Genomic DNA, 20,183 nt, shown 5'->3' on the forward strand with positions numbered 1-20,183 from the left:
GGTTACCGCCGGCTCAGGCAGAAAATACTGTGCGGCCCGCCACCAGCGTTTGCAAGACCTTGCCTTGCAGCCGTGCGCCTTCGAAGCAGGTGTTTTTCGAGCGCGAGCGGATGCCGCTTTCATTGACGATCCAGGGTTCGTCGAGGTCGACAAGAGCGAGATCGGCTACCGCGCCCGGCTTCAGCGTGCCGCCGGGCAATCCAAACAGCCTCGCCGGCGCCGTGGACAAGGTTTCGATCAGCCTGAGCAAAGGCACATCGCCATTGTGGTAGAGCCGCAAGGCCGCACCCAGAAGGGTTTCGAGGCCGATGGCACCGGCTGCTGCGTCGGCGAAGGGCAGCCGCTTGGTGTCGACATCCTGCGGATCATGCGAAGAGACGATGACATCGACCGTACCGTCCCTGACCGCCTCGATCATCGCCAGCCGGTCTTCCTCGGCGCGCAGCGGCGGTGTCAGGCGGAAGAAGGTGCGGTACTCGCCGACGTCGTTTTCATTGAGCGACAGATTGTGGATCGACACTCCCGATGTCACGGCCGCGCCGTCAGCCTTCGCCCGCGCCATGGCGCTTGCCGCCATTGCCGTCGAGATCTTCGCGGCATGGTACGAACCGCGCGTCAGCCGCGCCAGCGCAAGGTCACGCTCGAGCGGGATGGATTCGGCTTCACGCGGAATGCCGGAGAGGCCGAGCCAACTGGCGTACAAGCCTTCATTCATGACGCCCGACGATCCAAGGTCGGCATCCTGCGTTTCATGGACGATGGTGGCGCCGAAATCGCGCGCGTAGGTCAGCGCGCGGCGCATCACCAGCGCGCTCGATATGGTATGCCGCCCATCGGTGAAGGCGACCGCACCTGCTTCGCGCAGCAGGCCGAACTCCGTCATCTCGCGCCCGTGGAGACCCTTGGTGATGGCGGCGGCGGGAAAGATGTTGACGACAGCCGTATCCTTGGCGGTGCGCAGCACGAATTCGACGAGCGCCACATTGTCGATCACCGGGTCGGTGTCGGGCATCATGACGATCGACGTCACCCCGCCGGCGGCCGCGGCGACACTCGCCGACGCGATGGTTTCGCGGTGCTCGCCGCCCGGTTCGCCGATGAAGACGCGGCCATCGATCAAACCTGGCATGATCGCCTTGCCGGCACAGTCGATTGCCGTAGCGCCGTCGGGGACGCCCTGGTTCAGCACTGCCTTGCCGGTGGCAACGATTTTCCTGCCATCGACTATGACGGAGCCGACTTCGTCGATGCCGCGCGAAGGGTCGACGATGCGGGCGCGTTCAAAGACCGTGATGCTCATGCGCCGCGGCCCTCTTGATTGCGGCCCTCTTGATTACGACGCGGATCGAGCAGCGCTTCCATCACCGCCATACGCACGGCGACACCCATTTCCACCTGCTCCTGGATGACGCTTTGCGGGCCATCGGCGATTTCGGAGGCGATCTCGACACCTCGGTTCATCGGGCCGGGATGCATGACCAGCGCGTCGCCCTTGGCCGCCTTCAGCTTCTCGGCGTCAAGGCCGAAATAGCGAAAATATTCGCGCACCGACGGCACGAAGGCGCCTTCCATGCGCTCGCGCTGCAAGCGCAACATCATCACCACATCCGCGTCCTTGAGACCTTCCGCCATCGAGCGGCAGACGATCACGCCCATCCTGTCGATGCCCGAGGGCAACAGCGTCGACGGCGCCACCACCCGTACCTGTGCGCCGAGTGCGTTGAGCAGCATGATGTTGGAGCGCGCCACACGCGAATGCAGGATATCGCCGCAGATCGCCACGATCAGTTTCGACAGTGGACCCTTGGCGCGGCGGATGGTGAGCGCGTCGAGTAGCGCCTGTGTCGGGTGCTCATGCGCGCCATCGCCGGCATTGACCACCGAGCAGCCGACCTTCTGTGCCAGAAGGGCCGCGGCGCCCGCCGACTGATGGCGGATGATCAATATATCGGGCCGCATGGCGTTCAGTGTCATCGCGGTGTCGATGAGCGTTTCGCCCTTCTTAACGGAAGAGCTCGCCACCGACATGTTCATGACATCGGCGCCGAGCCGCTTTCCGGCCAGTTCGAAGGACGACTGCGTGCGGGTCGAGGCTTCGTAGAAGAGGTTGATCTGGGTGCGGCCACGCAGTGTCGAGGTCTTTTTCTCGGACTGCCGCGAGATCGCGACCGCCCGGTCCGCCCTGTCGAGCAGCAGCTCGATGTCGGCGGGCGAAAGATCGCTGATGCCCAGAAGATGGCGGTGAGGATAGAGTGGCAGGGACGAAGCGTCGGTCATCTCAAGGGGCTGCTATAGGGTGCGGATTTCGCGCCCGCAAGCACCCGCTTTGGATTGACGCCGTTCTCCCCGGTATTTTCGTCGCGCGCGCAGCTACGCTTGGCTATATCTAGCCGATGGCCTCGGATTCGAGGCTTTCCGACGACAGGGCCTTTCTAGAAGGCTTGGCTAGAAGGATTGGGCGTGACCGACGACGTAACGAACCAGCCGCCGCCGCTGACGGGCGGCAACGCCTGGCGAGGCGATCCGTTGCTGATCCAGCTTGCCGAACGCTTTTCGGATCCGGTGCGCAAGGATCTCGACGGGCTTGGCCGTTTCGTGCTCACGCAAGAAGCGCAGGAACTGGCGCGCCTCGCCAATGTCGAGACGCCGAAACTCAGGACGCACGATCGCCAGGGACGGCGCATCGACCTGGTCGAATTCCATCCTGCCTACCACGCCTTGATGCGCCGTTCGGTGGCCAACGGCCTGCATTCCTCGGTCTGGGAAAACGGCGACGCCGAGATCGGCCGCCGCCACCAGGTGCGAGCCGCACGTTTCTACCTGACCGCCGAGCTCGAGACCGGCCACCTTTGCCCCATCACCATGACCAGCGCCTCGCTGGCGGCGCTGATGGCCAGCCCAAAACTGTTTCGCGAATGGGCGCCGCGCGTGACGACGCGCAAATACGACCAGAGCCAGAAGCCGCCGGTCGAGAAGACCGGACTGACGCTCGGCATGGGCATGACCGAGAAACAGGGCGGCACGGATGTGCGTGCCAATGTGACCAGGGCCGAACGCGTCGGAAGCGGGTTCTACCGCCTGACGGGACACAAATGGTTCATGTCGGCGCCGATGTCGGATGCCTTCCTGGTGCTGGCGCAGGCGCCGGAGGGACTGTCCTGCTTCCTGGTGCCGCGCGTGCTCGGCGACGGGTCTGGCAATGGCTTTCGCTTCCAGCGGCTGAAGGACAAGCTCGGCAATCGCTCCAACGCGTCTTCCGAAGTCGAGTTCGTCAATGCCATCGGCGAAATGGTCGGCGAGCCCGGTGCCGGCGTCAAGACGATCATGGACATGGTGACGCTGACCCGGCTCGATTGCGCGGTGGCGTCTTCGGCGATCATGCGGGCGGGGTTGGCCGAAGCGATCCACCATGCCCGTCATCGCCAGGTGTTCGGGACGAACCTGATCGAGCAACCGCTTATGCAGCGCGTGCTGGCCGACATGGCGCTCGATGTCGCCGCGGCGACCGCGCTGTCATTCCGGCTGGCGCGTTCCTTCGACGAGGCGGCGAGCGACCGCGGCGAGGCGGCGTTCGCCCGCGCCATGACGCCGGTCGTCAAATACTGGGTCTGCAAGATCGCGCCGCCGCTGCTCTACGAGGCGATGGAATGCCTTGGCGGCAACGGCTATGTCGAGGAAGCTCCGCTCGCCCGCTATTACCGCGAAGCGCCCGTCAACGCGATCTGGGAAGGATCAGGCAATGTCATGGCGCTCGACGTGCTGCGCGTGCTTGGCCGCGCGCCCGGCCTTTTCGAAGAGGTGCTGGGAGGCATCGACCGCGACCTCGGCGCCGGCGGGCGCGGCACGATCGGTGTTCTGAAGGCGGCCATGCAGGTCGCTTCGACCGACGAGGGCTCGGCCCGGCTGCTGACGGAACAGCTTGCGCTGTCGGCGGCGGCCGCCGAGTTGCGCCGGCTGGGGGCAGGGCGGATCGCCGATGCTTTCGTCGAGACGCGGCTCGCGGGCCAATGGCGCAATACCTACGGTATGCTCGATTCGCGTCACGATGCGCGCATGATCATCGATACGCTCTATCCGCCGGTGAATTGACGCAATGAAATTCATCTTCGAGTGGCGTTGCCGGAATTCCCACTGACCCACCGGCGCCGTTAACCTTAACAAATGGTTTCCATTGCGGCGGCGAACCGCAAAGCCCACTGTCATTCCTGTCGAAGCAGGAATCACGATGCGACACGTATTGACCTCTTTTCTGTCGGTGCACTGGGCGATCGTTTTCGCTCTGCTCGCGCTGATCTGTATCGATGGAAATCGAGGCGTGGCGGCGGCCCTTGGCGTACTCGGCGTGACCGTCGAGAGCGCCCGATTGATCAATCTGGAGAACATCGTCGTGGTCGCTCCGCTGGCGACCGCATTGCTGGTCGTGGCGGTGCTGTTCTTCTGGTCCTTTGTCGATACACTGATCAACGACGCGTCCAGCCCGGGCGCCGACAGCGTCGTTCGAATCGCGTTTATTTCCGCCTCCGGCGTGATGTCGATGATCCTGATCGGGGGCGCGGCCCAAGGCATCAACGGCCTGTTCATGGTGGTGGCCGTGCAATTGGCCGCACTTCTGGCCTCCTATGTCGCAATGCTCGCCGAACGGCGTTCGGTAGCCGCGTTGGATGAGGACGATTTCCACGCCACGGCGCACGGCATGGCGAAGGCCGCGGCGCACAATTCACTGCTCTCCCTGATATCGGGCCGGACCGGCCCGAACGGCAAGGGAGGTCGCTGATGCGCTACATCTTCGCATTGTGGGCGGCGCCGATGGCGCTGTTCTGGGGCTGGTTCTACCTGTCGCTCAACGACATGAATTTCGGCTATGTGATGCTCACCCGGCAGCTGCACGATTTCGTGTTCCAGCTCTACGGCCAGCTGCTCGGCATCGATCCGGCAATTATCCCCGGCATGGTGGCAAAAGCCTGCGTGTTCGATGGCTTGCTACTCGTGGCGATATGGGTGTTTCGCAGGCGCCGCGAGATTTTGGGTTGGGTCAGGCGCCGCTGGACGGGTCCGGTTCCGTTCGATCGGCTGCATCGAGCGACTGAAGCCGGTCCAAAACTCCCTGCAGAATAAAGGCGGCTGCAGCCGAATCGATCTTGCCGGCGCGTTTGGCGCGCGAAAAGTCCATTTCGATCAGCGTCCGTTCGGCCGCGACCGTCGACAGTCGCTCATCCCAGAACACGAAGGGCAGGTCGCTCAGTTGCGCCATATTGCGCACGAAGGCGCGCGATTTCTGGGCGCGCGGGCCTTCCGACCCGTCCATGTTGATCGGCAGTCCGATCGCCACCGCACCGACATTCTCCTTCTCCAGCAAGGCCAAAAGGACGGCGGCGTCGAGCGAGAATTTCTTTCTGAGGATGACCGGGCGGGGATGAGCGAAGGAGAAACCGCGGTCGGAAACCGCGACGCCGATCGTCTTGTCGCCGAGATCGAGCCCCGCCAGGGTCCTGCCGTCGGCGAGCCGTGCCGGCAATTGCTCAATCGTGATGACAGCCAACGGTCTTCCCTCGTCTTTTTCAGCGCCTCGCGTCTTTTCGAATGCGCGGCGGACACTATACCCTATGATCTCGGGGCCATCGGCGTTCTATCGTCTGGCTCGGCAAAAATCGAGGATATGCATTGATGAAACTGACCTGGTACGGCCACTCGGCCTTCCGCATCGAAACCGGCGCCGTGAAAATCCTCATCGACCCTTACCTGATCGGCAACCCGTCCTGGACGGGCGGTTGGGAGGGGCCGGCCGAAGGGATCACACATGTTCTTTTGACGCACGGGCACAGCGACCACATCAGCGGCGCGCTGGAAGTGCTCGGCAAGAGCGGCGCCCAACTGGTCGCCAATTTCGAGATCTGCATGTACCTGGTCGGCAGAGGCGTCAGCGACAAGAAGATCAATCCCGGCAATATCGGCGGCACGGTCGATTGCGGCGGCTTCACCACCACCTTCGTCCAGGCGCTGCACTCCTCCTCGTTTGGCGAAGACGGCGGCAAGAACGTCTATCTCGGCAATCCGGGCGGGCTGGTTCTGCATTTCCAGGAAGACAGGACGCTCTACCATATGGGCGATACCGACATCTTTTCCGACATGGCGCTGATCAATGAATTGCATGAGCCGAAGATCGGTATCGTTCCGATCGGCGACCGCTTCACCATGGGCGGCGCGGTGGCAGCCCTTGCTTGCCGCCGCTTCTTCAAGTTCGACACGGTCGTCCCTTGCCACTTCGGCACGTTTCCAATGATCGACCCGACGCCTGAGAAGTTCGAAGCCGGCCTGGAAGGCTCCGGCGTCAAGCTCGCATTGCCGAAGATTGGCGAAACGATTACCATCTAGTGCCCTGCCATGAAGCTGTTTGCCTGATTGTCGGCCGGCGCATGTTGCGCGCCGCGCGCCGCGCCGCTATAGCCCGGACTGGTTTTCCCCGAGGCAAATACATGTCCGTTGATGTCAAGACAGTGAAGCGCGTCGCGCATCTCGCCCGCATCGCCGTGAGCGAGGACGATGCCGAGCGCATGACCGGTGAACTGAACGCCATACTGGGTTTCGTCGAGCAGTTGAACGAGGTCGATGTTTCCGGTGTCGAACCGATGACTTCGGTCACGCCGATGGAGATGAAGAAGCGCGGGGATGTCGTCACCGACGGCAACAAGGCGACCGACATCGTTGCCAACGCACCGGCGACCGACGAGAATTTCTTCCTCGTACCGAAGGTCGTGGAGTAAGGCACCGATGGCAATCGAGATCGCCATCGAGACGCCGCTGCAGGACGACGTGCGCGGCTTGGTCAGGGAACTCAACGAAACCTTGCTCGAATTGACGCCGCCGGAGCATTGCTACCATCTGACGGTCGAGCAGATGGCGGGCCAGGACACGACGGTTTTCATCGCTCGCGACAACGGTATCGCCATTGGTTGTGGCGCCCTGAAGCGGCATGGCGACGCCGTCGGCGAGGTCAAGCGGATGTACACGCGGCCTTCGCATCGCGGTCAGCGAATCGGTGCCAGGATTGTGGAGCGCGTCGAAACCTTGGCGCGCGATGAAGGGTTGAAGCGGCTGGTGCTGGAGACCGGCGATCGCCATCCGGCCGCCTGGACCGTCTATGAACGTGCCGGCTTCTCGCGTTGCGGCCCGGTGCTGGATTATCCCGATTCCGAGTGGTCGGTGTTTTACGAAAAGAGCCTTTGATGAGCGACCTGACACATCTGACGATTTCGCAGGCGCGTGCCAAGCTGCGCGCCAAGGAAATCACCGCGACCGAGATCACCGAGGCCTATCTCTTGGCGATCGATCGCGCCAATCCGGCGCTCAATGCCTATGTCGCGGTGACCGGCGACAAGGCGCGCGACATGGCCAAGACGTCGGACGCCAGGCTGCTTAAGGGTGAGGGCGGTGCGCTGGAAGGCATTCCGCTCGGGATCAAGGACCTGTTCGGCACCGAAGGCGTCCATACCCAGGCCTGCAGCCACGTGCTCGACGGTTTCAAGCCGCGCTATGAATCAACCGTCACATCCAATCTGTGGGCCGACGGCGCGGTCATGCTGGGCAAGCTCAACATGGACGAATTCGCCATGGGCTCGTCCAACGAGACCTCATACTACGGCCCGGTCATCAACCCGTGGCGGCGTTCGCGCCTCGATACAGTGGTGATGCCGACGACGCATCAGGGTGATGGCGGCTTCGTGTCGGCCGGCGGCACGAAAACCCAGCGCAGCCTCGATAATGCACAGCTGGTGCCGGGTGGTTCTTCCGGTGGTTCGGCGACCGCCGTCTCGGCCTTCCTGTGTGCAGGTGCAACCGCCACCGATACCGGCGGCTCGATCCGCCAGCCGGCCGCCTTCACCGGTACCGTCGGTATCAAGCCGACCTACGGCCGCTGCTCGCGCTGGGGCATCGTCGCCTTCGCCTCGTCGCTCGACCAGGCAGGGCCGATCGCCCGCGACGTGCGCGATGCCGCCATTCTTTTGAAATCCATGGCCTCGGTCGATCCGAAGGACACCACGTCAGTCGACCGGCCGGTGCCGGACTACGAAACGGCGATCGGCAAGCCGATCAAGGGCATGAAGGTTGGCATTCCAAAGGAATACCGCGTCGACGGCATGCCGGAGGAGATCGAGGCGCTGTGGCAGAAGGGCATTGCCTGGCTCAGGGATGCCGGCGCCGAGATCGTCGACATCTCCCTGCCGCACACCAAGTATGCGTTGCCAGCCTATTACATCGTCGCGCCCGCCGAGGCCTCGTCCAACCTCGCCCGCTATGACGGCGTCCGCTACGGCTTGCGCGTGCCAGGCAAGGACATCGTCGAAATGTACGAGAAGACCCGGGCCGCCGGCTTCGGCCGCGAGGTCAAGCGCCGCATCATGATCGGCACCTATGTGCTCTCGGCCGGCTACTACGACGCCTACTACCTGCAGGCTCAGAAGGTGCGCAATCTGATCAAGCGCGACTTCGAAAACGTCTTCGCCGCCGGCGTCGATGTGATCCTGACCCCGGCGACACCGTCCGCCGCCTTCGGCATCGCCGACGAGGACATGGCCGCCGATCCGGTCAAGATGTACCTCAACGACATTTTCACGGTCACCGTGAACATGGCCGGCCTGCCGGGCATCGCGGTGCCTGCCGGCCTCGATCCCAAAGGATTGCCGCTCGGCCTGCAGCTGATCGGCAGGCCGTTCGAGGAAGAAACGTTGTTCCAGACCGCAGCCGTCATCGAACAGGCGGCAGGCAAATTTCAGCCGGAGAAGTGGTGGTAGCAAAATGGCCAATACGGTCCATGACACCACCGTTAAGCTACTGCTGCGAGACTATCCGTCGGCCAAAACAAAAAAGTTTCGTTCTGCGGTGGCCGCTATTCAATTGCTCGACATGCGCTTTGAGTCGCCGTCGTACCCTGCAATAGATATTTTTGATCGAAACACAGAAACAGATGAGGACATGCCCCCTCTCGATTGGGTGTGGTTTCTGAATACGGCGAGCTAGTTCGAAATTATCCAATTCCTGATGCTTGGATGGTTGATTTCGAGTGCCAGATGATCACCGTTTTTGAAGTGGAGGACTCGAATAAGATATCCATAGAGAAACTTGGTCTGTACTATGAGATATTTTATCAAGACATAGATCAGTATGGATGGGGCTTGTGTTTGGTGGCGGTCGATAGGTGGGGTAAGCGCGCTGCAATCCCTTATTTTGACTACAATTTTGCTGATATCCTACATGATGTACCGCAAGGCTCCGTCTTGTCGGCAATCAAGACAACATGCGATATCGAGTTTCGGTATGCGGAAAAAATCCTGCAGCCGGAAAAATTATGGGATCGGCAGCTTCTATGGGACATTATCAAGAGGGCTCGTGTTCATACAAATCCGGAAAAATGGACGGAACCTGCTACGGGCGCCGAGTTTTGGCGACTCATGAAGGAGAGAGGCCTCAGTAACGCTCCGATTGTAAGCAGAAAATAGTTGTGTTCTACTATCTTTCCAAGGTCTTCTGGTTCTTCATCCAGCCGCTCAACCTGACGATCTTCCTGCTTTTGGCGGGGCTGATCGCCGGGATGATCGGCCGCCGGCGAGTTGCCGTCACCGGCAGTGTGCTGGCGGTTCTGATCCTTGCGCTATCAGCCTGGACGTCGCTCGGCGCCATGATGCTCAACCCGTTAGAAGAACGTTTTCCCAAGCCGCCTTTGCCGGAGAAGGTGGACGGCATCGTCGTGCTCGGCGGCGGCTTCGAGGGCGCCATCAACCTTGCGCGTGGCGGTTATGAGTTGAACAGGGGCGGCGACCGCATGGTCGAGACCGCAATCCTCGCCCGGCGTTTCCCGCAGGCAAAAGTGGTCGTCTCCGGTGGAAACGGCTCACTGTTCTTCGACGGCGAAGGCGATGCCGACACCGCGCCGCGTTTGCTCGAGGCGCTGGGTGTCCCGGCCGATCGGCTGATCCTCGAAGACAAATCCCGTAACACTTACGAGAATGCAGTCTTCAGCCGTGAACTGGTCAAACCCAAACCGGGCGAGACATGGCTGCTGGTGACATCAGCCTTTCACATGCCGCGCGCCAAGGCGCTGTTCGACAAGGCCGGTTTTCCAACCATTCCGTGGCCGGTCGACTATCGCACCTCGGGGAAGGAAGGCGTCGGCCTGTTTCGCGACAATGCGGCCGATTCAGTGCAGAACACGACCATTGCCATCCGCGAGTGGATCGGGCTTTTCGCCTATTGGCTTTCCGGACGCATCGATGAGCCGTTTCCGGCGCCAGGCGGCTGACCGATGACGGCGCGACGCGCCGCCGAGAAGAACTGGCGTCGCACCAGCACTGCGAGCAGCAGAAGCGTCGACAGCACGAACACCAGGGGATCGACGAACCAGCCGAGATAACCGATCGAGAAGAACACGCCGCGCAAGCCCGAGTTGAAATGCTTACCGGCCAGCATGTTCATCTGCGTCGCGCGCCACACAGCCGTTTGCGTGACCGGATTGCGCGACGCTTCGCCGTGTGGGATCGGCACCGCGCCGATCAGGATCGAACAGTAGTTGAATAGCCGATAGGCCCAGCCGAATTTGAAGAATGAAAAGGCGAGAATCAGCCCCAGCCCCAGCACCTTGACCTGAAAAGCCGCCCGATCCGGTATGCCGCCGAGCGGCAGGTCGCTGAGGACCTCGATGACACGATCCGACGCGCCAAGCAGGGCGAAGCAACCGCCGAGCGCGATCAGCGAGCTGGAGGCGAAGAAGGCGGTTCCCTGCTGCAGGCCGCTCATGATGGCGGTGTCGACGATGCGGATCTCGCGCTCGGCCATGGTGCGCATCCATGCCTGGCGTTGCGCATTCATGGCCGTCGTCAGCGACATACGGTTGATCAGCTTGCCATCGGAAGCAAGCGTGTGCAGCACCCATGCGAGGAGGAAAAAGCCCAGCGCCGCGAGATCGGCCGTCGAAAGATTGGAAACGCCCATGCTTGTATCCCGGCTTCGATGTCTGGCCTATGTCGGCAAGGGCTCGGCTGCTTCCCTTTGAAGGGCTTCGACAACCATCTCGGTCCTGGTGATCCATCCCAAGGCGTTCTCGAAGTTCCACAATGTCGACTGGCGGTTGAAGTCCGGACCCGAATGGTTCATCGCATCCTCACCAGGATCGGCCAGAATTCCCGCGAATAGGCGTCGCGCGCGGTCGCGTCGACGCAAATGTTTGTCGCGACCCCGGTGAACAGGAGATGGCGGATTTTTCGGCCGTGCAGATACGCTTCCAGCTCGGTGTTGCAAAAACCGCTATAGCGCGATTTGCGGATGACCTTGTCGCCTTGCCGTGGCTTCAGCGCGTCGACGATTCGCCAGTCCCAGCTGTCGTCGATCAACAGTCTGCCGCGAAGCTCCGGACGCTCGCGCATCAACACCATTCCCAATTCCTTTTGATAGTTCGGGGAGGAAGGGTCTCCGGCGTCGCTGAGGTCGGGCTTGTAGGACATCTGGAGGTAGACCACCGGCACGCCGTTTTCGCGGGCCACGCCAAGGAGGCGCCTGTTGGCTTCGATGGCCGGAGCGGCGCCTGAAATGTCTATGCCTGCCAGGTCGAACATGCCGCCCGCCGAGACAAAGGCGTTCTGCATGTCCACCACGACTATGGCTGTCCGAGCGTGATCGATCCGCACCGGCCTTGGCCTGGCATTCAACAAAACCATCACATCCCCCTCGGTGACCGGAAACACGCTCTGCCTCAGAACAGGATAGCCGCGCCCCGATGGTCCGGCAATCAATGTCGCTGCCGGAGCAAACAAGGTCGGCAGGTGCTGCGCGGCGATTGTCAAAAGAGCGGAAACATCCCGGGAATTCCTATATGTAGTCCTCGACGTGATCCAGGAGACAGCGTGTTCCTTTCGGTTTTCGACCTGTTCAAGATCGGCATCGGCCCATCGAGCTCGCACACGATGGGGCCGATGACGGCTGCGCGCCGCTTCCTCGACGAGGTCGCGGGCGATGACTGGCCGCGCCCCGCCGGCGCAAAGGTCGATCGCATCGGCGCCAGCCTGCATGGTTCGCTCGCCTATACCGGCATCGGCCATGGCAGCGATCGTGCCGTCATTCTCGGCCTTGCCGGCCAGACGCCGCAAACGGTCGATCCCGATCAGGCTGACGGCATCATCAACCGCATCACCGCCGACAAGCTGATTTCACCGCCCGGTCACCCCTCCTACCATTTCGATCCGTCCGCCGATCTGGTGCTCGACCGCAAGACACCGCTCACCGGTCACGCCAACGGCATGGCATTCTATGCCTATGATGCCGGCGGCCGCTTGCTGCTCAAGCGCATCTACTATTCGATCGGCGGCGGCTTCGTGGTTTCGGAGGAAGAGCTGCAGCGGATGAAGGCCAAGGGATCGGTCACGACCGAGGGCAAGAAAGTGCCGTATCCCTTCAAGAACGCGGTCGAGATGCTGAAGATGGCGGCCAAGAGCGGCCTTTCCATCGCCGACATGAAGCGCACCAACGAAGAAACGCAGATGTCGCGCGAGGAGCTCGACACCGGCCTCGACGCCATCTGGGAGGCCATGAAGGGCTGCATCGATCGCGGCCTGTCGCAGGACGGCATCATGCCGGGCGGGCTGAAGGTTCGGCGGCGTGCCAGGCAGCTCCATGACAAGCTGCAGGAGCAGTGGCAGCAGAACCGGCCGAACCCGCTGCTCGCCAATGACTGGCTGTCGATCTATGCCATGGCCGTCAACGAGGAGAATGCGGCCGGCGGGCGTGTCGTCACCGCGCCGACCAATGGCGCTGCCGGCACGCTGCCGGCGGTGCTGCGTTATTGGCTGCATTTCCACCCCGAGGCGGACCAGCCGAGCATCCGCGACTTCCTGCTGACGGCAGCGGCCGTCGGCGGCATCATCAAGTCCAACGCCTCCATCTCCGGCGCCGAAGTCGGCTGCCAGGGCGAGGTGGGCTCAGCCTCGGCGATGGCGGCCGCCGGCCTGTGCGCCGTCATGGGCGGCACGCCCGAACAGGTCGAGAATGCCGCCGAAATCGCGCTCGAACATCATCTTGGCATGACCTGCGACCCGGTCGGCGGGCTGGTGCAGGTGCCGTGCATCGAGCGCAACGCGCTGGGTGCCGTCAAGGCGGTCACGGCCGCGTCACTGGCCATAAAAGGCGACGGCGTGCATTTCGTGCCGCTCGATGCCGCGATCGAGACCATGCGCCAGACCGGCCTCGATATGAACGAGAAGTACAAGGAAACCAGCCTTGGCGGGCTTGCGGTCAATGTCGTGGAGTGTTGAGGGCTGGTCCAAACCGGCACTGTGGAGAAGTCCGTCAGGCCGTTGACGTCTCGGCGCCCCGGACTAACCTTAGCGCATGGCTCTCAATCTCCTAAAGCTTTGCGTCGGCTGCGACAGTGTCGAGGATCTCGAAGAGTGGATCGCCTTCCGCCTTGACGAACGCCGCCGCGCCGGCGAACCAGCCGAACACTGGCACACCACCCGCATGGTTCCGACACGTGGCGACGAGGTCACCGATGGCGGCTCGCTGTACTGGGTGATCAAGGGCAGCGTGCAATGCCGCCAATTGATCACGGAGATCCGGCCGTTCACCGATGACGACGGCATCGGCCGCTGTCATTTGATGCTCGACCCCGAGGTGGTGCGCACCGATTGGCAACCGCGCCGCGCCTTTCAGGGCTGGCGTTATCTGAAGCCGGCGGACGCCCCGGCCGACCTCGGCAAGGGCAAGGCGGGATTGGTCGAGATGCCGCCGAAGCTCAGGCGCGAGCTGGCCGACCTCGGCTTGCTCTAGATATTGGGCGGAAGGATTGCCTGCTCCCGCCCGGTCTTTCTGGCCCTCAATCTTGCCTCGCGCTGGACTTGCAAGCGACGCGACAACGCCACATCTTGAAATCCATGCGCGATGAAGAACTGTCGAAGTCGACACAGGCCGCGGCGTTGGAGAACCGGTTCGCATGACGATCCTCGTCCGGCCCGGGTAAAGGCCATGATTCTGGCGCAGAAAAAGTGTTGAAGGACATCACGCGGCTGTCCAGGCGGACAGGATACCTGCGGGGCCATGGGAAATGTTAGTCGCAATTATCGTTGTGGTCGCGTTGTTGCTGGTGCTCCTGGGGGTAACCACGGCCTTTCTCCGCGCGGATCCGGCGCAACTCGCAAGCGGGATGAGAAAATTGGGGCCGATCCTGCTGGCGCTGGCCGGCGGCGCCGTGCTCCTGGTCGGGCATCAGGGCATTGGCGGCATTATCCTGTTCGTGGCAATCGCCTGGTACGGCGCCACACGTACGGGCCGGCCAAATGCCAGGCCAGCTCCTGGAAAACGCTCAACCGTGCGGACAGCAGCACTCGAGATGGAACTCGATCACGACACGGGCGGCCTTGAAGGGCTGGTTCTGGCCGGCCGCCACGATGGCAAGATGCTTGGCTCGATGACCCTTGCGGAACTGCAGTATCTCTATCGCGAGCTCTCCGGCGATCCGGAGAGCCGCCAGTTGCTAGAGACGTATCTTGATGGCAGATTTCCCGTCTGGCGCAAACACGCTGAGACGAACGGTGGCGAAGGGTTGGGTGTTGCGCCAGGTCCGGGCGCCATGACTAAGGAGGAGGCCTACAAGGTCCTTGGTCTTGAAGCGGGGGCCGCCGCGGCGGATGTCCGCAAGGCGCACCGCCGCCTGATGCAGCGCCTGCACCCCGATATCGGCGGCACGTCTTTCCTGGCGGCGCGGATTAACGAAGCCAAGGACGTCTTGCTCTCCAATCACAATTAGTCTCCTTCGACCCAGTATTTTTCCGGGAGATATCTTCCACGCCGTCCTATTGCTGGACGGCGTAGCACTCGATTTTCTTCTTCTTCAAAGCGGTGCAGGCCTTCCAGGCGGCATCCTTCGACCCAAAGCCGCCGAAACGGGCGCGGTAGTAGGTGACGCCGTCCTTGTCGAAAGCGACGGTGAAGCCGGTAGCATCGGCCAGCGCCTTGGGAGCCTGCTTGGTTGTGTTGTCGAGGAAAGCCTGGGCTTCCGACTGCTTGGGCGAGGAGGCAACCTGGATGGCCCAGCCTGACGGAACCGACGCGGTGTTGACGGGATCGACGGCCGGGGTGGGCTCGGCATAGGCGGCCACGACCTGTGCGGTGGCGACCTTGGGGGCGGAGACGATGACGGTCTTCACCTTCTTTGCCGGGACAACCAACTTTGGCGCCTCTGCCTCAGCTGTATCCTCGTCCTCGCTGTCGCCCTGGGCAACGGTCGCGTCGTCGGCGACGTCCGTATCGGCTTCCGCCACGGCCACCGGCTTTTCGTCCGGAGTCGGTGCGTCATGCTTGGGCAGGAGAACGTTCGCCAGTGCGCTGACGGGATTGCTGTCCGCCTTGGCGATCAGATCGCCGCCACCACGGGTCGAGGCCCTTGGCAAATAGGTGTTGATCAAGCCTGCCATCTGGTTGTCGCGGCTGCCGCCCGACGTGCCGCCCATGACAACGGCGACAAGGCGGCGGTTGCCGTCATTAACGGACGAGACGAGATTGAAGCCGGAGGCGCGGGTATAGCCGGTCTTGATGCCGTCGACGCCCTTGATGCGCCCGAGCAGACGGTTGTGGCCATTGATGCGCTGGCGACCATAGAGAAAGGATCGCTGCGCGAAATAGCCGTAGTACTGGGGAAAATGCTCCCTGAGCGCGATGCCGAGCGTGGCCATGTCGCGCGCCGTGGTGAACTGTCCCGGGTCCGGCAGGCCGTTGGCGTTGCGGAAGACGGTGCCGTTCATGCCGAGCTGTCGCGCCTTGGCCGTCATCATGCGGGCGAAGTTGGCTTCGTTGCCGCCGAGCATTTCGCCGAGCGCGGTCGCTGAGTCGTTGGCCGACTTCGTGACTATCGACAGGATCGCGGTCTCGACTGCGACCGATCCGCCCGGCTTCACGCCGAGTTTGGTCGGCGCCTCGGCGGATGCATGGGCGGAAAACACGACTGGCGTGTTTTTGCTGATCTTGCCCTTCGCCATCGCTTCGAAGGTCAGATAGAGCGTCATCATCTTGGTCAGCGAGGCAGGATAGCGCCGGCCATCCGCATTGGCCGAGTAGAGCACCTTGCCAGTCTTGGCATCGACGACGATGGCCGCCGACTTTGCCGCGAGCGACGAGGCGGCACCCGCGACGACGAATGTCATCGCCATGGCGAGGATCATGATCGTTTTGAGAGGGGACGCGGATTTGGAAACGATGCCCGACAACGCCTGACGCACTGGTAGTTCCTTTGAATTTCTCGTTGCGCTGGAGGCGGCAAAGGGATCCTGCCTCACTTCCGGCCAAGCTAGCGGGGCAGCGTTACCAATCCGTTTATGGTAACCGCCGCGTTCACCATTTTCCGGTGGTTTGAGCCTTCCTTTATTCGAATTTTAGCCACTGCCGACTTGGGAGCGGTCGCGAGCCCTTGAATTCTTGACTTTTGTGCGGCGCACAATATGTTATCATGCATTGCACAACGGCGCTCGGGGCAGGGCGCTTCAACCGTCCAGGGAGTACGAAATGACCCAGACCTATGAGGACTTCAGCAAATACGGCAAGGAGTTCGCCGACACCGGATTGAAGAGCTTCGCCTCTTTGTCCAAAGGCGCACAGGCGATCGCCACCGAGGCCGGCGAATATACCAAGAAGAGCTTCGAAGCCGGCAGCGCCGCGTTCGAGAAGTTGTTCTCGGCCAAGTCGCTGGACAAGGCGATCGAGATTCAATCCGATTATGCCAAGCAGTCCTACGAGGCGTTCGTCGCCGAGGCCACCAAGATTGGCGACCTCTATGCCGAACTCGCCAAGGAAGCCTACAAGCCGTTCGAATCGATCGTTGCCAAGGCGAAGTAATTTTCGCCCGAGAGTTCCAGATCCGGCCCTTTGGGCGCGGGAGAAAACCCGGTCGTGGAAACGCGGCCGGGTTTTTTCATGCCAACTTCCGATCCGCGACAGCGTACCGCTTCACGATTGCGAAAATCCGCCAAGTTGGTCACCTAGCCATATTGTCAGCTAACCAGAAGGGCTTAAAATCGTCCATCGAACACCTACATGTGGAACTCGCATGAGGATTCGAAGAGGCAGGAATACGTGACGATCGGTTTGACTGCCACGAGACGAGTGGCGCGGATGCAAAACGGCGGCGGTGACGGCAATGAGGCCGGCCGCGGTACGGCTGTTATCACACGCACCAAAACCAAGACCAAGAAGCCCAGCCTTTACCGGGTCCTCATCCTCAACGACGACTACACTCCGATGGAGTTCGTGGTTCACGTGCTGGAGCGTTTTTTCCAGAAGGACCGCGAAGCTGCCACACGCATCATGCTTCATGTTCACAATCATGGAGTGGGCGAGTGCGGGGTCTATACATTCGAGGTGGCCGAGACCAAAGTGTCCCAGGTCATGGATTTCGCCCGACAGAATCAGCATCCGCTGCAATGCGTGATGGAGAAGAAGTGAGGTAACATGCCGGCTTTCTCCCAAGGCCTGGAAAAGGCGCTTCATCAAGCGCTGACGCTCGCCAACGAGCGGCACCATGAATATGCAACCCTTGAACACCTGCTGCTCGCGCTCATCGACGACACCGAGGCGGCCGCCGTCATGCGCGCCTGCAACGTCGACCTCGACGAGCTGAAGCATACCGTTCTGACTTACATCGATACCGAGCTCGACAATCTGGTCACGGGCTACGATGAGGATTCCAAACCGACGGCCGGTTTCCAGCGCGTCATCCAGCGCGCGGTGATCCACGTGCAGTCATCTGGCCGTGAGGAAGTGTCGGGCGCCAACGTGCTCGTCGCCATCTTCGCCGAGCGCGAGAGCCATGCTGCCTATTTCCTGCAGGAGCAGCAGATGACCCGCTACGACGCGGTCAACTACATCTCGCATGGCATCGCCAAGCGTCCTGGCGCGTCCGAGAGCCGCACCCCGCGCGGCGCCGATGACGAGCAGGGCGGCCAGAACGGCGCCGAGCCGCAGGAGGAAGGCGGCAAGAAGAAGCAGCAGCAGGACGCGCTGACCGCCTATTGCGTCAACCTCAACAACAAGGCCAAGGCCGGCAAGATCGATCCGCTGATCGGCCGCGAGGGCGAGATCAACCGCACCATCCAGGTGCTGTGCCGCCGCTCCAAGAACAACCCGCTCTATGTCGGCGATCCCGGCGTCGGCAAGACGGCGATCGCCGAAGGCCTGGCCAAGCGCATCGTCGAGGGCGACGTGCCGGAAGTGCTGCACAATGCCACCATCTTCGCGCTCGACATGGGCACGCTTTTGGCGGGCACGCGCTATCGCGGCGACTTCGAGGAACGCCTGAAGCAGGTGGTCAAGGAGCTCGAGGATTATCCGGGCGCGGTGCTGTTCATCGACGAGATCCATACGGTGATCGGCGCCGGTGCGACTTCGGGCGGCGCGATGGATGCGTCGAACCTGTTGAAGCCGGCTCTGTCGTCGGGTGCGATCCGCTGCATCGGTTCGACCACGTACAAGGAATTCCGCCAGTTCTTCGAGAAGGACCGTGCTCTGGTGCGGCGCTTCCAGAAGATCGACGTCAACGAGCCGACCATCGAGGACGCCATCGAGATCATGAAGGGCCTGAAGCCCTATTATGAGGAATTCCACAAGGTGAAGTTCACCAACGAGGCGATCAAGGCCTCGGTGGAGCTGTCGGCGCGCTATATCAACGACCGCAAGCTGCCGGACAAGGCGATCGACGTGATCGACGAGACCGGCGCCTCGCAGATGCTGGTGCCGGAAGCCAAGCGCAAGAAGACGATCGGCATCAAGGAAATCGAAGCGACGATCGCCACCATGGCGCGCATCCCGCCGAAGACGGTCTCGGCCGATGACGAGAAGGTGCTGCAGGGCCTGGACATCGAACTCAAGCGCGTCGTCTATGGTCAGGACACCGCCATCACCGCGCTGACCTCGGCGATCAAGCTGGCACGGGCCGGCCTGCGCGAACCGGAGAAGCCGATCGGCTCCTACCTGTTCTCAGGCCCGACCGGTGTCGGCAAGACCGAAGTCGCCAAGCAATTGGCCGCCTCGCTCGGCGTCGAACTGATCCGTTTCGACATGTCGGAATATATGGAACGCCACACCGTCTCGCGGCTGATAGGCGCGCCTCCGGGCTATGTCGGTTTCGACCAGGGCGGCCTTTTGACCGACGGTGTCGACCAGCATCCGCACTGTGTGCTGCTGCTGGACGAGGTCGAAAAGGCGCATCCGGACCTGTTCAACATCCTGTTGCAGGTGATGGACCACGGCAAGCTGACCGACCACAACGGCAAGCAGATCGATTTCCGCAATGTCATCCTGATCATGACCACCAATGCGGGCGCATCCGATGCGCAGCGCGCGGCGATCGGTTTCGGTTCGACCAAGCGCGAAGGCGACGATGTCGAGGCGATCAACCGGCTGTTCACGCCGGAATTCCGCAACCGTCTCGATGCGATCATTCCGTTCGGCTCGTTGCCGGTGCCGGTCATTCACCAGGTGGTGCAGAAGTTCGTCATGCAGCTGGAAGCCCAGCTTTCCGAGCGTGGCGTCACTTTCGACCTGTCGCCGGACGCGATCGCCTGGCTCGCCGACAAGGGCTATGACGAACGCATGGGCGCGCGTCCGCTCGGCCGCGTCATCCAGGAGCACATCAAGAAGCCGCTGGCCGACGAGGTGCTGTTCGGCAAGCTGAAGAAGGGCGGCACGGTGCGCGTCACCGTCGAGAAGAAGGAAACCGGCGAGACCGGCCTCAAGCTCGAATCGCTCGCCGACGAGGCGCCGGTGAAGCCCAAGAAGGAAGAGCCGGAGGACGCGCCGAAGCCACCCAAGACCCTGGCCAGAAAGCCTGCGGCAAAGAAGGTCGTGGCGCAGAAGCCCGAGCCGAAGGGCAAGGACGGCGGCAAGCGCAGCCTTGTACCGCAACTGCCCAGAAAGGGCTGAGCCTGGCGACAGTTGAAGAGAGCCCCGGAGAATGAACTGACCCCGTAAAGTTGGACACAACCTTCGGGGGTCAGTTCAGAAACGGGGCTTTTTTCTTGGGACAACGAGGTGGCGCATGGCCGGGCAAATCATCATCCTCAACGGCCTCGCTGAATAGGGCCGGGCGTTCGCTGCCCGACCGAGGTCATCATGGGTGCCAGCGGCGCTACAGCATGTCGCGGCGAATAGGATTCGCC

The 20,183-nt window shown here is 62.1% G+C and carries 23 protein-coding genes; 16 read left to right on the top strand and 7 right to left on the bottom strand.

All coding sequences use genetic code 11. The features are described 5' to 3' along the window. Positions 1-13: 13 nt before the first annotated feature. Positions 14-1,300, bottom strand: coding sequence for a dihydroorotase (locus tag C7I87_RS14065; RefSeq protein ID WP_149904779.1), 1,287 nt, complete (start codon positions 1,298-1,300; stop codon positions 14-16). Further along, the gene (locus C7I87_RS14070; RefSeq protein WP_149904780.1) at positions 1,297-2,277 is read right to left on the bottom strand and encodes an aspartate carbamoyltransferase catalytic subunit; all 981 of its coding nucleotides are present in this window, start codon (positions 2,275-2,277) and stop codon (positions 1,297-1,299) included. The genes C7I87_RS14065 and C7I87_RS14070 overlap by 4 nt, the downstream gene beginning before the upstream one ends. Before the next feature lie 183 nt (positions 2,278-2,460). On the opposite strand from C7I87_RS14070, the gene C7I87_RS14075 reads away from it, so the two are divergent. From C7I87_RS14075 to C7I87_RS14085, 3 genes are all read left to right on the top strand, one after another. Continuing rightward, complete coding sequence (locus C7I87_RS14075) at positions 2,461-4,089, top strand: DNA alkylation response protein (RefSeq protein ID WP_135915885.1); 1,629 nt, start codon at positions 2,461-2,463, stop codon at positions 4,087-4,089. A gap of 136 nt (positions 4,090-4,225) precedes the next feature. Then, entirely contained in the window at positions 4,226-4,774 is a 549-nt protein-coding gene (locus tag C7I87_RS14080) for a hypothetical protein (RefSeq protein WP_149904781.1), read from the top strand. Beyond that, positions 4,774-5,115 carry a DUF6105 family protein gene (locus C7I87_RS14085; RefSeq protein ID WP_149904782.1) on the top strand — a complete coding sequence of 114 codons (342 nt, stop codon included), beginning with the start codon at positions 4,774-4,776 and terminating at the stop codon, positions 5,113-5,115. The genes C7I87_RS14080 and C7I87_RS14085 overlap by 1 nt, the downstream gene beginning before the upstream one ends. Here the strand turns inward: C7I87_RS14085 and ruvX are convergent. Further along, positions 5,033-5,539 carry a Holliday junction resolvase RuvX gene (gene ruvX / locus C7I87_RS14090; RefSeq protein ID WP_149904783.1) on the bottom strand — a complete coding sequence of 169 codons (507 nt, stop codon included), beginning with the start codon at positions 5,537-5,539 and terminating at the stop codon, positions 5,033-5,035. The genes C7I87_RS14085 and ruvX overlap by 83 nt on opposite strands. A 125-nt stretch (positions 5,540-5,664) precedes the next feature. On the opposite strand from ruvX, the gene C7I87_RS14095 reads away from it, so the two are divergent. The 7 genes from C7I87_RS14095 (at position 5,665) to C7I87_RS14125 (ending at position 10,294) form a co-directional block, all read left to right on the top strand. Next, complete coding sequence (locus tag C7I87_RS14095; RefSeq protein ID WP_149904784.1) at positions 5,665-6,372, top strand: metal-dependent hydrolase; 708 nt, start codon at positions 5,665-5,667, stop codon at positions 6,370-6,372. Between the two features lie 101 nt (positions 6,373-6,473). Then, positions 6,474-6,761, top strand: coding sequence for an Asp-tRNA(Asn)/Glu-tRNA(Gln) amidotransferase subunit GatC (gene gatC, locus C7I87_RS14100; protein ID WP_149904785.1), 288 nt, complete (start codon positions 6,474-6,476; stop codon positions 6,759-6,761). Positions 6,762-6,768: 7 nt separating this feature from the next. Next, entirely contained in the window at positions 6,769-7,224 is a 456-nt protein-coding gene (locus tag C7I87_RS14105; RefSeq protein WP_149904786.1) for a GNAT family N-acetyltransferase, read from the top strand. Next, positions 7,224-8,789 (top strand): amidase, encoded by a 1,566-nt coding sequence (locus C7I87_RS14110; protein ID WP_149904787.1) that lies wholly within the window; start codon positions 7,224-7,226, stop codon positions 8,787-8,789. The genes C7I87_RS14105 and C7I87_RS14110 overlap by 1 nt, the downstream gene beginning before the upstream one ends. A gap of 4 nt (positions 8,790-8,793) precedes the next feature. Beyond that, positions 8,794-9,015, top strand: a complete 222-nt coding sequence (locus C7I87_RS14115; protein WP_149904788.1) for a hypothetical protein — start codon at positions 8,794-8,796, stop codon at positions 9,013-9,015. Between the two features lie 50 nt (positions 9,016-9,065). Next, positions 9,066-9,494 carry a hypothetical protein gene (locus tag C7I87_RS14120; protein ID WP_149904789.1) on the top strand — a complete coding sequence of 143 codons (429 nt, stop codon included), beginning with the start codon at positions 9,066-9,068 and terminating at the stop codon, positions 9,492-9,494. 2 nt (positions 9,495-9,496) lie between these two features. Continuing rightward, on the top strand, positions 9,497-10,294 hold the full coding sequence (locus C7I87_RS14125) for a YdcF family protein (RefSeq protein WP_149904790.1): 798 nt from the start codon (positions 9,497-9,499) through the stop codon (positions 10,292-10,294). Here C7I87_RS14125 and C7I87_RS14130 read toward each other — a convergent pair. The 3 genes from C7I87_RS14130 to C7I87_RS14135 are packed head-to-tail and all read right to left on the bottom strand — an operon-like array spanning position 10,243 to position 11,705. After that, the gene (locus tag C7I87_RS14130) at positions 10,243-10,983 is read right to left on the bottom strand and encodes a DUF599 domain-containing protein (protein ID WP_149904791.1); all 741 of its coding nucleotides are present in this window, start codon (positions 10,981-10,983) and stop codon (positions 10,243-10,245) included. The genes C7I87_RS14125 and C7I87_RS14130 overlap by 52 nt on opposite strands. A 27-nt stretch (positions 10,984-11,010) precedes the next feature. Then, entirely contained in the window at positions 11,011-11,145 is a 135-nt protein-coding gene (locus C7I87_RS36465) for a hypothetical protein (RefSeq protein ID WP_281409054.1), read from the bottom strand. Continuing rightward, on the bottom strand, positions 11,142-11,705 hold the full coding sequence (locus C7I87_RS14135; RefSeq protein ID WP_210250635.1) for a cysteine hydrolase family protein: 564 nt from the start codon (positions 11,703-11,705) through the stop codon (positions 11,142-11,144). Before C7I87_RS14135 ends, C7I87_RS36465 begins: the two co-directional genes overlap by 4 nt. 186 nt (positions 11,706-11,891) lie before the next feature. Between C7I87_RS14135 and C7I87_RS14140 the strand changes: the two genes are divergently transcribed. The 3 genes from C7I87_RS14140 (at position 11,892) to C7I87_RS14150 (ending at position 14,785) form a co-directional block, all read left to right on the top strand. After that, positions 11,892-13,295: an L-serine ammonia-lyase gene (locus tag C7I87_RS14140; RefSeq protein WP_149904792.1), complete on the top strand. Its 1,404-nt coding sequence runs from the start codon at positions 11,892-11,894 to the stop codon at positions 13,293-13,295. Positions 13,296-13,371: 76 nt separating this feature from the next. Continuing rightward, entirely contained in the window at positions 13,372-13,809 is a 438-nt protein-coding gene (locus C7I87_RS14145) for a DUF1489 family protein (protein ID WP_149904793.1), read from the top strand. A gap of 274 nt (positions 13,810-14,083) precedes the next feature. After that, complete coding sequence (locus C7I87_RS14150) at positions 14,084-14,785, top strand: DnaJ domain-containing protein (protein WP_149904794.1); 702 nt, start codon at positions 14,084-14,086, stop codon at positions 14,783-14,785. Between the two features lie 46 nt (positions 14,786-14,831). Here the strand turns inward: C7I87_RS14150 and C7I87_RS14155 are convergent, their stop codons facing one another. After that, on the bottom strand, positions 14,832-16,253 hold the full coding sequence (locus C7I87_RS14155) for a D-alanyl-D-alanine carboxypeptidase (protein ID WP_149904795.1): 1,422 nt from the start codon (positions 16,251-16,253) through the stop codon (positions 14,832-14,834). Between the two features lie 283 nt (positions 16,254-16,536). Between C7I87_RS14155 and C7I87_RS14160 the strand changes: the two genes are divergently transcribed. The 3 genes from C7I87_RS14160 (at position 16,537) to clpA (ending at position 19,947) form a co-directional block, all read left to right on the top strand. After that, positions 16,537-16,866 carry a phasin family protein gene (locus tag C7I87_RS14160; RefSeq protein WP_095774324.1) on the top strand — a complete coding sequence of 110 codons (330 nt, stop codon included), beginning with the start codon at positions 16,537-16,539 and terminating at the stop codon, positions 16,864-16,866. Between the two features lie 276 nt (positions 16,867-17,142). Then, positions 17,143-17,472: an ATP-dependent Clp protease adapter ClpS gene (gene clpS, locus C7I87_RS14165; protein ID WP_010909565.1), complete on the top strand. Its 330-nt coding sequence runs from the start codon at positions 17,143-17,145 to the stop codon at positions 17,470-17,472. A gap of 6 nt (positions 17,473-17,478) precedes the next feature. Then, positions 17,479-19,947 (top strand): ATP-dependent Clp protease ATP-binding subunit ClpA, encoded by a 2,469-nt coding sequence (clpA, locus tag C7I87_RS14170; protein WP_149904796.1) that lies wholly within the window; start codon positions 17,479-17,481, stop codon positions 19,945-19,947. Positions 19,948-20,183 lie beyond the last annotated feature (236 nt).

Origin of the sequence: Mesorhizobium sp. SARCC-RB16n (assembly GCF_008520305.1) — a bacterium.
Lineage (GTDB): Bacteria > Pseudomonadota > Alphaproteobacteria > Rhizobiales > Rhizobiaceae > Mesorhizobium.